This is a genomic window from Azospirillum sp. Marseille-Q6669 (assembly GCF_965111635.1).
In genome coordinates this window covers 168,601-180,663 of sequence record NZ_CBCOOP010000005.1, presented here as the reverse complement: position 1 = coordinate 180,663, position 12,063 = coordinate 168,601, and the positions used below count along the sequence as shown (strand labels likewise).

Here is a 12,063-nt window from a genome sequence, read left to right as displayed (position 1 = left end):
TTTCACTCCTCCGGTATGTGGTATTTTCCCACTTTCTACAGCATGTGTAGAATTTAACCGTTTTCCGGGTGGGATCAAATCGTAAAATCGATGCGGTCTTCGGTCTCGCTCTCGACGCCGGCGGTGCGGGCGCGCAGGCAGAGATCCTCGATGGTGATGTCGTCGAGCTTCTTCATGCATTCCTCCTGAAGCTCGTTCCACAGCGGGCGCACCACCTTGTGCCCCAGGATGGAGCCGGCCGGTTCCTCGATGGGGTCGGTCGCGGTCTCCATGGAGCGGACGACCTTCACGATCTCGCCCAGCGTGATCCGCCGGCGCTCGCGGGCCAGCCGGTAGCCGCCGCGCGGCCCGCGCACGCCGGCCAGGACGCCGTCGCGGACGAGCTGCTGGAGCACCTGCTCCAGATAGCGCTTGGGAATGCCCTGGCGGCGGGTGATCTCGCCGGACTGCACGGGTTCGGTGCCGGCGTTGTAGGCGATGTCCAGAACCGCCTCGATCGCGAACATCAGCTTCTTGGAAATGCGGAGCATCAGCGCGACTCCTGCGCAGGGGAGGGCGGGACGAACTGGCCGGTGGAGCCGAAGCCCCCGGTGCCGCGGGCGCTGTCGGGCAGCGCGGCCGACTCGGCCCAGGCGGCGCGCTCATAGCGGGTGATCACGAGCTGGGCGATGCGCTGCCCGCGCTCCACCGTGAAGGGTTGGTCGCCGTGGTTGATCAGGATCACCCCGACCTCGCCGCGGTAGTCGGCGTCGATGGTGCCGGGGCTGTTCAGCACCGTGACCCCGTGCTTCAGCGCCAGGCCGGAGCGCGGCCGGACCTGCGCCTCGTAGCCGTCGGGCAGGGCGAAGGCGACGCCCGTGGGGATCAGCGCGCGGCGGCCCGGTTCCAGGACGACCGGCTCCGCCAGCGCGGCCAGCAGGTCCATGCCCGCCGCGTGTTCGGTCGCGTAGGCCGGCAGGTCCAGCCCTGCGGCGTGGGCGAGCCGGACGATGGGAACAGGAATGGCGGATGCCGTTGCGCTCACGGAATGGTCTCCTGGGGGGCGGGGGTAGAGGGCGGAGTGAAATGCCGGGCGATGGCCTCGGCCAGGCGGGCGGCCACGGCGTCCTTGCCCATGGTGGGCCAGTCCTCGGCGCCGTCGGCGCGGATCAGATGGACGGTGTTGTCGGCCCCGCCGAAGGTGGTGGTGCCCGGCGACACGTCGTTTGCGACGATCCAGTCGCAGCCCTTGCGCGCGCGTTTGGCGGTCGCGTAGTCCACCACGTTGCCGGTCTCCGCGGCGAAGCCGACGACCAGCGCCGGACGGTGCGGCCCCGGCTGGGACAGGGTCGCCAGGATGTCGGGATTCTCGGTCAGGGTCAGGCTCGGCGGGCCGCCGCCGTCCTTCTTCAGCTTACGGTCCGACTCGCCGGCCACGCGCCAGTCGGCGACGGCGGCGGCGCAGACCGCGATGTCCGCGGGCAGGGCCGCCTCGCAGGCCGCCAGCATCTCCCGTGCCGTCTCGATGGGGCGCACGGTGCAGCCGGGCGGGTCGGGCAGGCGGGTCGGGCCGGTGACCAGCGTCACTTCCGCCCCCAGCCGCCGCAGCGCCTCGGCGATGGCGTGGCCCTGCTTGCCGGAGGAGCGGTTGGCGATGTAGCGCACCGGGTCGATCGGCTCCACCGTCGGGCCGCTGGTGACCAGGGCGCGCTTGCCGGCCAGCGGCTTGGGCGCGTCCAGCTCCTCGAAATGGGCGGTGATGGCCTGGACGATCTCCATCGGCTCGGCCATGCGCCCGAACCCGTACTCGCCGCAGGCCATCTCGCCCTTGTTCGGGCCGATCCGGCGCACGCCGCGCTTCTCCAGAAGCACCAGATTGTCCCGGGTCGCCGGATGCTCCCACATGCGGACGTTCATCGCCGGGGCGACGAGCACCGGCTTGTCGGTGGCCAGCAGGACGGTGGCGGCCAGATCGTCGGCCATGCCGGCGGCCATGCGGGCCAGCAGGTTGGCGGTGGCCGGGGCGACGACCAGCAGATCGGCGTCGCGCGACAGCTGGATGTGCCCCATCTCCGATTCGTCGGTCAGGGACCATAGATCCTGATAGACGGTGTCCTCGGTCAGCGCCTGCACGGACAGAGGCGTGACGAACTGCGCCCCCGCGCGGGTCAGGACCGCGCGCACGCGCACGCCCCGCTCCTTCAGGCGGCGGATCAGCTCCAGGCTTTTGTAGGCCGCGATGCCGCCCGCGATGACGAGCAGGATGCGCTTGCCGGACAGCACGGATGTTTCGGCCACGGGCGTCCGCCGCTCCTTGCTATGGATTTTGTAGAATTCAGATATTCCATCACGGCGCCCGGTACAAGCGTCCTTCGCTGATCCTCACAGCGAATCCGGTGTGAAATGCACATCCATGACCGAAATGTGAAACCATGGATGGGATATTTCCTTGCGCGCCCGCATTCCAGGTCTTTCGTCCGCGGCCCGTCATCGCGTAGAGTGCATTTTTAAGGATTTGCTGATAACCAGTGCAATCCGACTGTCTTTTTCCGTATTTTCCATTTGAATTCAAACGGTCCATGCCCGCCCGCTCAACGCCAATCCTTCTCGTCGAAGACACGCCGTCGCTGGCCCGCGTCTATGCGGAGTTCCTGAAGAAGGACTGCACCGCCGTCACCACGGTGGAGACGGGGGCCGAGGCGCTGGAGCAATTGGCCGACGGCGTGCCGCGGATCGTGCTGCTGGACCTCCAGCTTCCTGACATGCACGGGATGGACGTGCTGAAGCGGATCAGCGCCCAGGCGCTGCCCTGCGCGGTCATCATCATCACCGCCCATGGCTCGGTCGGGGTGGCGGTGGAGGCGATGCGCTACGGCGCCTATGATTTCCTGGTGAAGCCCTTCTCGGCGGAGCGGCTGACCGTCACCGTGCGCAACGCCATGGAGCGGCTGCGCCTCGCCCAGCTCGTCGACAGCTTCGAGAAGGACCTGGGGCGCAGCCGCTACCACGGTTTTCTTGGCTCCTCGCTGGCGATGCAGGCGGTCTACCGGATCATCGACAGCGCCGCCTCCTCCCGCGCGACGGTCTTCATCACCGGCGAGTCGGGAACAGGCAAGGAGGTCTGCGCCGAGGCCATCCACCGTCAGAGCCCGCGGGCCGACCGGCCCTTCATCGCTATCAACTGCGGGGCTATCCCCAAGGACCTGATGGAGAGCGAGATCTTCGGCCATATGAAGGGCTCCTTCACCGGGGCGGTGGCCGACCGCGAGGGGGCCGCGGCGCGGGCCAATGGCGGCACCCTGTTCCTCGACGAGATCTGCGAGCTGGCGCCCGACCTCCAGACCAAGCTGCTGCGCTTCATCCAGACCGGCACCTTCACGCCGGTCGGCGGCAGCCGGTTGGAGAAGGTCGATCTGCGCATCATCTGCGCGACCAACCGCGACCCCCTGCGCGAGGTCGAGGAGGGTCGCTTCCGCGAGGACCTCTATTACCGGCTGCATGTCATTCCCATCCATCTGCCGCCCCTGCGCGAGCGCGAGGACGACGTGCTGGAGATCTGCCGCCAGTTCCTGAGCGATTACGCGCGGGAGGAGGGCAAGGGCTTCGTCCGCTTCTCCCCGGCGGCGGAGCAGGCGCTGCGCACCTACCACTGGCCGGGCAATGTGCGGCAGGTGCAGAACGTGGTGCGCAACATCGTGGTTCTGCATGACGGCGACACCGTGACGCCGGTCATGCTGCCGGCCCCGCTCGGCACCCCGGCGGGCGCCGCCGTGGCGTCGCCTGCGGTCGGCGCCGGGAACGGCCATGGCGGCGGGCACGCCGCCGGCCATGGACCCGTGGTCCACGCGCCGTCGCCGAAGACGGTGAAGCCGCTGTGGGAGGTGGAGCGCGACGCCATCGAGGAGGCCATCGCCGCCTGCGACGGCAACATCCCCCGCGCCGCGGCCCTGCTGGAGATCAGCGCCTCAACCATCTACCGCAAGCGTCTCGCCTGGCAAGCCGAAGGAAAACTCTGATTTCCGGCCGCTCCGGGAGTCCCATCCCCCGTTTCCAGCCTCACGCCTCTGGTCCTGTCGAAGCATAGGCTTCGTGTGCGTTCAATTCACGCAAGACCATCGAAAGTCTTGCCGTGCCGGGACCTGCCGCCATCGGCTTATTTCCAAATGACCGGTCTGGCCACATTGGGCATATGCCGTGAAGCCGCCTTGCCGGTTCCGGTGCCATCCGGCTAGCCTCCCCTCGCGTTGCTTTGCTTGCGCTTCCGCGTGGCGCCACACCGGATCGCCACACATGACCGCCGCACCGTCCATCGTCCTTCGCCGGTCCCTTTCGCCCCGCGGCGCGGATCGGCGGCGGAACCCGACCGAGGAGCAGGAGTTCGCCTTATGACCACCGGCACCGTCAAATGGTTCAACACCACCAAGGGATATGGCTTCATCGCGCCGGAGGCCGGCGCCAAGGACGTGTTCGTGCACATCACGGCCGTGCAGAAGTCGGGTCTTCACGCCCTGTCCGAGGGCCAGCGCGTCGAGTTCGAGGTCGCGCGCGGCAACAACGGCAAGGACGCCGCGGTCAACATCAGCGTCATGGAGTGAAGCCGCGTCATGACGTGACGTAGCCGCGGAGCCGGTAGGCCTCCACGGCTTCCCGGGTGAGGCGGGGGATGTCGCGGCACAGCGACGTCACCTCACCCACCGCGTTGCTCCGGCAGGCCAGCTCCAGCGCCCGGGCGGCCGCCGACAGGTCGCGGGCGCCGAAGGTCCCCGCGGTGCTCTTCAGCGTGTGGGCCTCCTTCGCCAGCCCGGCGAGATCGGCCGGGCCTCCCCCCGCCGCTTCCGCGCCGCCGCGGGCGATCCTCTCGGCCCGCTCCAGCGTCTCCTCCACGAACTGGCGGATGACGTCGGCCAGAAGCTCCGCATCGAGATCCTGGGCGAGCTGTTGCAGGACCTCCATGTCTAAAACGCCTTTCTCCGGCGTGCCCATATCCCCGACGCGCGCAGAGGTGGGGCCGTCCCAGGGCGTGGCAAGGGCGGCGGACTCCAACGGGGCGGACTCCACCGTGGTGGCGTCCAGCCAGCGGGCCACCGTCTCCAGAAGATGCGGACGGTCGATCGGCTTGGCGACGTGCCCGTTCATCCCGGCGGCCAGACAGCGTTCGCGGTCGCTGTCCATGGCGTCGGCGGTCATGGCGATGATCGGGACGGTGCCGGCCGGCGGCGGCAGGGCGCGCAGCCGGTGGGTGGCGGTCAGCCCGTCCATCTCCGGCATGGCGAGGTCCATCAGGACCAGCCCGTAGGGCGACGGGCCGGCCGCCGCGGCCGCCATCGCCTCCAGCGCTTCCCGTCCGTTGTTGGCGATGTCGACGCGATAGCCGGCGCCCCGCAGCAGCAGGGCGGCGACCATCTGGTTCGTTGGGCTGTCCTCGACCAGGAGAATCCGCCGGCCTGTTCCGGCGGTGGACGGGGCGGCGGGGCTTTGCACAGGCGACGGCGCGGCGGGCGGCGCTTCCGCCACACTCCGCCCGGTGACGGCGGCGAGCAGGCGGGAGGGCCGGGCCGGCTTCGTCACCGTGGCGTCGGCGCCATTGCCGTCCCCGCCCGCGGTCCGGTGCGGCAAGGCGAGACGGACGATCCGCCGCACGCCCCGCGCGCGCAGCCGGTCGGTCAGCGAGCCGGCGACCGGAGTCTCCACGCTGCCGATCACCGCGATGCCAGCGGCGGGCAGGGTGCCGGCGTCCAGCCCGGCCACCATCGCCACGACGTCCGGCGCGCTGACCGTGGCCCCCCAGGAGTGGAGCTGCTCGGCCAAAGCCCGCCGGGCGACGGGGTTGGATTCCAGAAGCAGAACCGTTTCCCCGGCCAGCGGCGGTTCCGCGACGGCGGCCCACGCCGTCCTGGGCTCCAGTGGCCCGGCCTCCGGCGGCCCGGGCTCCAGCGGCAGGGTGAACCAGAAGCGGCTGCCCTGGTCGGCGGTGCTGTCGAAGCCGATGCTTCCTCCCATCATCTCCACCAGCCGCTTGGAAATCGCCAGCCCCAGCCCGGCGCCGTCGTGGCGCCGCGACAGGCGGGGATGCACCTGGGAGAATTCGGTGAAGAGGTCGGCCTGCGCGTCCTGCGGAATGCCGATCCCGGTGTCGGTCACCTCGAAGCGCAGGCGCGGCGGCGCCTGTCCGCCGCCCTCCAGCTCCGACAGGGTGACGGCGACGCCGCCGCGGTCGGTGAACTTCACGGCGTTGCCGACGAGGTTCAGCAGGACCTGCCTGACCCGCCCCGAGTCGCCGCGCAGCGCCGCCGGCAGGCCGCTGGGGATGCAGACGGCCAGCTCGATCCCCTTGGCGAAGGCGCGGGCAGCCTGCAGCTCGACCACGCTCTCCACCACCTCGGCGGGGGAGAAGCGGCCCGACTCCAGGGTCAGCTTCCCGGCCTCCATCTTGGAGATGTCCAGGATGTCGTTCAGCATGAACAGCAGCGCCTCCGCCGACTCGCGGGCGGTGCGGGCGTAGGCGCGCTGCTCCTCCCCCAGCGGGCCGTCCAGCAGCAGCCCCAGCATGCCGAGGACGCCGTTCATCGGGGTGCGGATCTCGTGGCTGATGGTGCGCAGGAACTCCGACTTGGCGCGGCTCGCCAGCTCCGCCTGCTCCTTGGCGAGGCGGAGCTGCGCCTCCGCAAGGCGGTGGGCGGTGATGTCGCGGAAGGACACCATGGCCATTGTCCGCCCGCGGTAGGGAACGTAGCGGGTCTCCCCCTGCACCGTCAGCCGTTCGCCGTTGCGGCGCAGGCAGATGGCTTCAAAGGGGGTTTCGTCGCGGGCTCGGATGCGCAGCCAGTTGAGTTCACGGTCCTCCGGCACCATCAGCGCGGTGATGGACAGCCCCGTCAGCTCGTCCGGCGCATAGCCCAGGATGGCGGCGGCGGCGCGGTTGGCGTCGGCGATCACCCCTTGCTCATGCACCAGGATCCCGTCCATGGCGGCGTCCGACAGTTTGCGGAAACGGTCCTCGCTCTCGCGCAGGGCCAGCTCCGCCCGGCGGTGATCGGTGATGTCGGTGTAGGTCATCAGGACCGAGCGGTCGGGCAGGAAGCCGGCGGTGATCTCCAGGACCCGGCCGTCGGGGCGCGTGCGCTCGATGCGGCTGGCGCCCTCGGGGCGCAGGTTGGTCAAATGGCGGGCGACGATCTCCGCCGTATCGCCGGGGCCGAACTCGCCGCGTTCGGCCATGAAGCGCAGGAAGCCGGCCATGCTGAGGCCGGGATGGAGCGCGTCGTCCGGCAGGTCGAGCATTTCCCGCAGGCGCCGGTTGCAGGTCAGGAAATGATAGTCCGCGCTCCACACCACGAGGCCCTGCGACATGGCGCTGAAGGTGGCCTCCAGAAGGTCGGACTTGTGGGCCAGTTCCTGCTCGCGCCGTTTCAGCTCGCTGATGTCGGTGCGCAGCCCGACATAGCCGCCGTCGCTGGTCCGCCGTTCCTCGATCTTGAACCAGCGCCCGTCGCCGATCCGCAGCACTTGCGGCCCCTGCGGGTTGCGGTGCCGCTCCATCTCCCGCTCGACCCAGCGGTCGATGTCGCCGAGGCCGCAGTCGGGGTAATGGCCGGCGGCGGCGGCGCGGCGGATCAGCGATTCGAAGGTGATGCCGGGCTCCAGAGGCCCCAGCAGGGCGTAGATCTCGCGGAAACGGGCGTTGCATTGGACCAGCCGGTCATCCGCGTCGAACAGGGCAAAGCCCTCGTTGACGACCTCGATGGCCTCGGACAGGCGGCGGTGGGCGTCCGCCGCCCGGCTGTCGGCGGCGCGGGCCTCCGCCTGGGCGCGCCGGGTGGCCTCCCGCTCGCGCAGCACCGCCAGGGCCATCACCGCGCCGGCCAGCCCGATCCCGAAGAAGGGCCAGATCAGCTCGTCCGTCCCATGCTCCAGAAGATGCTGCAGCGTGTGCAGCGCGCTCGCCATCAGGAGGAGGAACGCGACCAGGGTGAGCCAGCTCCAGCGGCGCGGCCGGCGGTGGGGGAACGGCATTCGGCGCTCCGCATCGGACGAGGCGAAAACGTTACGGCTTTTGCGCCTCCGGAGCAATGAATCCGGGGGAGTTGCGCAACCGGCCGACGGCGCGGCGCCGGCCCAGCAGACCGTGGCGCGGCCCGAACAGGACGGCCAGCGCCAGAATCAGGCCGGACGCCACCGCGATCATCCCCGCCGCGTTCAGCGAGTGGGAGGCCCCGAGCAGCATCGGCCCGAAGGCCGCGGCGCCATAGCCGGCCAGCGCCGCCAGCACCCCCAGCGCGACGCTGAGCAGGATCTGCGCGGCCAGCCGGTCGGTCAGCAGGCGCGCCGCGGCGGGCGGGGCGATCAGCATGGCGATGACCAGGATGGAGCCCACCGCCTCGAAGGCGGCGATCGCGGTGGCGGCGACCAGAAGCACCACCCCGTAATGGAACAGCCCGGCCGGGATGCCCAGCGTGGAGGCCAGCGCCGGATCGAAGGTGGTGATCTTCAGCTCCTTGTAGAACAGCCCGACCAGGGCGACGCAAAGCGCGAAGACGGCGGCCAGCGTCAGCACCTCCCGCGGCAGGGCGGCCCACACCGCCGGGTCGCCCAGCGATTCCCAGCCCTTGGGGGCCAGCCACAGGATGGTCTCCAGCTGGCCATAGAGCACGCAGTCGGCGTCCAGATCGATGCCACCGGCGGACGCCTGCTCGATCATCACCACGCCGGCGGCGAACATCACGGTGAAGACGACGCCCATGGCGGCGCCGGACTCCAGCCGGCCCAGCCGCCGCACCGCCTCGATCAGCAGGCCGGCCAGCGCCGCGGCGGCCAGCGCGCCGAGCATCATCGGCAGCGTCTCCCGCGTGCCGGCGACCAGGAAGCCGCCGACGATGCCGGGCAGGATGGCGTGGCTGACCGCGTCGCCCATCATCCCCTGGCGCCGCAGCACCAGGAAATTGCCGACCAGCGCGCAGGCGGCGCAGGCCAGCACGGCGGCGAGCAGGGCGGGGGCGTCGATCTGAAGGAATTCCTGGACGTCGGGCATCATGACGGGGCGCTCCGCTCCTCCAGCAGCCGGACCATGTCGCCGGGCAGGACCGAGTCGATGGGGTCCACGCCCCAGTTGGCGTGGGCGGGCAGCAGGGCCGGGTAGTCGGCCAGGAACCGCTCCCACAGCCGGCGGTCGCGCGCCGCCGCCCGGGCGGCGGTCTGCCCGGCGGGGGTCAGGGCGCCGTCCCGGATATACCCGCGCAGGCGCAGCCAGAGCGCCACGGAACCCTCCACCGGCCGGCCGTCCAGAAGGTCGGTCAGGGCGCGCCGCTCGGCGAAGGTCAGGCGCAGCCGCCCTTGACGCAGCGCGGCGGCGACCAGCCCGCGCGCCGGGGCGAACAGGAAGCTGAGCAGGAAGAAGCCCCCGGCGACCAGGACGATGACCGCCCCCGCCGGCAGCTTGGGCAGCAGGGCCGACAGGGTGGCGCCGAGCCAGCCGGACAGCGCGCCGATCACCGCCGCGGCCACGGTCAGGGCGGGCAGCCGGTCGGTCCAGAAGCGGGCGGCGGCGGGCGGGATGATGAGAAGCGCGACCACCAGGATCAGCCCCACGGTCTGGAGGCCGATCACCGTCACCAGCGTCGCCAGCCCCATGAGCACGAGGTCGAGCGCCCCGACCGGCCAGCCCTGCACGGCGGCGAAGCCGGGATCGAAGGCCAGCACCCGCAGTTCCTTGAACAGCAGGGCGACGGCCAGCGCCGCCCCGGCGGCCAGAAGGCCGATGGCGATGGCCTCACCCTGAGCCATGGCGGCGGTCTGGCCGAGGATGAAGGTCTTCAGCCCGGCCTGCCCACCCAGCTCCAAATTCTGGATGACGCTGAGCAGCACGACGCCCAGCCCGAAAAAGACCGACAGCACCGCGCCGATCGCCGAATCCTCGGTCAGCCGGGTGAAGCGGGACAGCGCCTGCACGGTCAGCAGCCCGACCACCCCGCTGGCCACCGCCCCGGCCAGCAGCAGGGGCAGCGACCGCTCCGGCAGGCCGAGCGCCGCCCCGACCAGGAAGGCGACGGCGATGCCGGGAAGGGTGGCGTGGCTCAGCGCGTCGCTGACCAGGGCGCGGCGGCGCAGCAGCAGGAAGGTGCCGACGGTTCCGCCGGCCAGCCCCAGCGCGGCGGTCCCGGCGACCACCACGGCGCTGTTGAAGCCGGACTGGAAGGTCAGGACGCGCAACGCCTCCTCGAACATGGGGTCGATCATGATGCCTCCGCGGCGGCGGGAGCCGGCATGGGCCGTCCGCCATAGGTGCGGGACAGCAGATCGGGGGTCATCACCCGCGCGACCGGCCCCTGAGCGACCACGCGGGTGTTGAGCAGCAGGGCGTGGTCGAAATAGTCGCTGACCGTCTGAAGATCGTGGTGAACGCAGATCACCGTCCGCCCGGCGGCGTCGAGGTCGCGCAGCACCTGGAGCACCGCGCGCTCCGTCGCGGCGTCCACCCCGGCGAAGGGCTCGTCCATGAAGTAGAGCTGCGCCTCCTGCGCCAGTGCGCGGGCCAGGAAGACGCGCTGCTGCTGGCCGCCGGACAGCTGGCCGATCTGGCGCCTGGCGAAGTCGGCCATGCCCACCCGCTCCAGCGCGTGCAGCGCCGCCTCCCTGTGGGCGCGGGTGACCGGGCGGAACCAGCCGATCTTCCCGTAGCGGCCCATCGCCACCACGTCGAGCGCCGAGACGGGGAAGTCCCAGTCCACGCTTTCCCGCTGTGGCACATAGCCGATCAGGCGGCGCTGCTTGGCGATCGGGCGGCCGAACACCTCGACCGTCCCCGACACGCTGGGGACCAGCCCGAGGCACGCCTTGATGAGGGTCGATTTGCCCGCCCCGTTCGGCCCGACCACGGCGATCAGCCCACCCGACGGGGCGGCGTAGTCGACGTTCCACAGCACCGGCCGGCGGTGGTAGGCGACGGTCAGGCCGCGGATCTCCAGGGGCGGCGGCCCGATGGGCGAGGCCTCTTCGGGGGCGGTGCGGCTGCCGGGGGTGCGCCAGAGATACTGCATGGTCCGTTCCTTCTCCGCCGCGTCAGCGCTGCGCCAGGGCGAGCTTGCCCTGGAAGCCGGCGGCCGGCGCCTCGCCGCCCAGCGCGCGGGCGATGGTCGTTACATTGTGGTCGATCATGCCGATGTAGGTGCCTTCGTAGCTGCCCGGCGCACCCATGGCGTCGGAGAACAGGGCGCCGCCCAGCGTCACCCGATGGCCGCGCGCCCCCGCCCCTTCGACCAGGGCGCGGACGTTGCGGTCGGACACGCTGGTTTCCGGGAAGACCGCCGGCACGCCGCGGTCCGCCAGCAACGCGGCCAGCTCCTCGATGATCCGCAGCCCGGCCTCGGATTCCGTGCTGATTCCCTGGATGCCGCGGACCTCGATCCCATAGGCGCGGCCCAGATAGTTGAAGGCGTCGTGGGCGGTCACCAGCACGCGGGCCTTGCCGGGGATGGAGGACAGGATGCGCCGGGCGTACGCGTCGAGCCGCGCCAGCTCCGCCCCGTACGCGTCGGCATTGCGGGCGTACGTCTCGGCGCCCGCGGGGTCGAGCCGGGCCAGCCCGTCGCGGATGGACGGCAGGGTGCTCGCCCAGATCCCCACATCCATCCAGATGTGCGGGTCGTGGGCGCCCTCGAACTCCGGCGGGCTGAGCAGCCGCTCCTTGGGCACCGCGTCGCCCAACGCCACCACCGGCTTGCCGGACTCGCGCAGCCGGTCGAAGGCAGCGGTCATCTTGCCTTCCAGATGCAGGCCGCTGATGAACACCGCGTCGGCCCGCAGCAGCTTCACCGTGTCGGAGCGGGTGGGCTTGAACAGGTGCGGATCGACGCCTTCGCCCATCAGCGCCTCCACCTCCGCCCGGTCGCCCGCCACCGCCCGCACGAGGTCGGCGACCATGCCGGTGGTAGCGACGATATGGGGCCGTTCACTTTCGGCCTGCGCCGCTCCCGGCAAGAGGAGGCAAACGGCCAAGCCCATGATGGCAATAAAGTTCGTCAGGCTCTTCGTCGCGAAGGTTTTTGAACATATGTTCATATTCATTGATCCCGACAAAGATCGGCAAGG

At 70.7% G+C, this 12,063-nt stretch carries 10 protein-coding genes; 2 read left to right on the top strand and 8 right to left on the bottom strand.

Going from position 1 to position 12,063, the window contains the following annotated elements:
* Positions 1-74: 74 nt before the first annotated feature.
* From ACWPXE_RS26135 to coaBC, 3 genes are read right to left on the bottom strand one after another with little or no spacing between them, the layout of a single operon-like run.
* Entirely contained in the window at positions 75-530 is a 456-nt protein-coding gene (locus tag ACWPXE_RS26135) for an RrF2 family transcriptional regulator (protein ID WP_014238770.1), read from the bottom strand.
* Entirely contained in the window at positions 530-1,024 is a 495-nt protein-coding gene (gene dut, locus ACWPXE_RS26130) for a dUTP diphosphatase (RefSeq protein ID WP_454020180.1), read from the bottom strand. Before dut ends, ACWPXE_RS26135 begins: the two co-directional genes overlap by 1 nt.
* The gene (gene coaBC, locus ACWPXE_RS26125; protein WP_454020179.1) at positions 1,021-2,277 is read right to left on the bottom strand and encodes a bifunctional phosphopantothenoylcysteine decarboxylase/phosphopantothenate--cysteine ligase CoaBC; all 1,257 of its coding nucleotides are present in this window, start codon (positions 2,275-2,277) and stop codon (positions 1,021-1,023) included. Before coaBC ends, dut begins: the two co-directional genes overlap by 4 nt.
* Before the next feature lie 281 nt (positions 2,278-2,558).
* On the opposite strand from coaBC, the gene ACWPXE_RS26120 reads away from it, so the two are divergent.
* A complete protein-coding gene (locus ACWPXE_RS26120; protein ID WP_454020178.1) occupies positions 2,559-3,995 on the top strand; it encodes a sigma-54-dependent transcriptional regulator in 1,437 nt (478 codons plus the stop codon).
* A 369-nt stretch (positions 3,996-4,364) separates the two neighbouring features.
* The gene (locus ACWPXE_RS26115; RefSeq protein ID WP_014238764.1) at positions 4,365-4,574 is read left to right on the top strand and encodes a cold-shock protein; all 210 of its coding nucleotides are present in this window, start codon (positions 4,365-4,367) and stop codon (positions 4,572-4,574) included.
* A 7-nt stretch (positions 4,575-4,581) separates the two neighbouring features.
* Here ACWPXE_RS26115 and ACWPXE_RS26110 read toward each other — a convergent pair whose 3' ends face one another.
* From ACWPXE_RS26110 to ACWPXE_RS26090, 5 genes are read right to left on the bottom strand one after another with little or no spacing between them, the layout of a single operon-like run.
* Positions 4,582-7,992 carry a PAS-domain containing protein gene (locus ACWPXE_RS26110; protein WP_454020177.1) on the bottom strand — a complete coding sequence of 1,137 codons (3,411 nt, stop codon included), beginning with the start codon at positions 7,990-7,992 and terminating at the stop codon, positions 4,582-4,584.
* Between the two features lie 31 nt (positions 7,993-8,023).
* Positions 8,024-9,010 (bottom strand): metal ABC transporter permease, encoded by a 987-nt coding sequence (locus tag ACWPXE_RS26105; protein ID WP_454020176.1) that lies wholly within the window; start codon positions 9,008-9,010, stop codon positions 8,024-8,026.
* Positions 9,007-10,212: a metal ABC transporter permease gene (locus ACWPXE_RS26100; RefSeq protein WP_454020175.1), complete on the bottom strand. Its 1,206-nt coding sequence runs from the start codon at positions 10,210-10,212 to the stop codon at positions 9,007-9,009. Before ACWPXE_RS26100 ends, ACWPXE_RS26105 begins: the two co-directional genes overlap by 4 nt.
* Positions 10,209-11,012: a metal ABC transporter ATP-binding protein gene (locus ACWPXE_RS26095; protein ID WP_454020174.1), complete on the bottom strand. Its 804-nt coding sequence runs from the start codon at positions 11,010-11,012 to the stop codon at positions 10,209-10,211. The genes ACWPXE_RS26100 and ACWPXE_RS26095 overlap by 4 nt, the downstream gene beginning before the upstream one ends.
* A gap of 22 nt (positions 11,013-11,034) precedes the next feature.
* Positions 11,035-11,976 carry a metal ABC transporter solute-binding protein, Zn/Mn family gene (locus tag ACWPXE_RS26090; protein WP_454020173.1) on the bottom strand — a complete coding sequence of 314 codons (942 nt, stop codon included), beginning with the start codon at positions 11,974-11,976 and terminating at the stop codon, positions 11,035-11,037.
* Between the last annotated feature and the right edge of the window lie 87 nt (positions 11,977-12,063).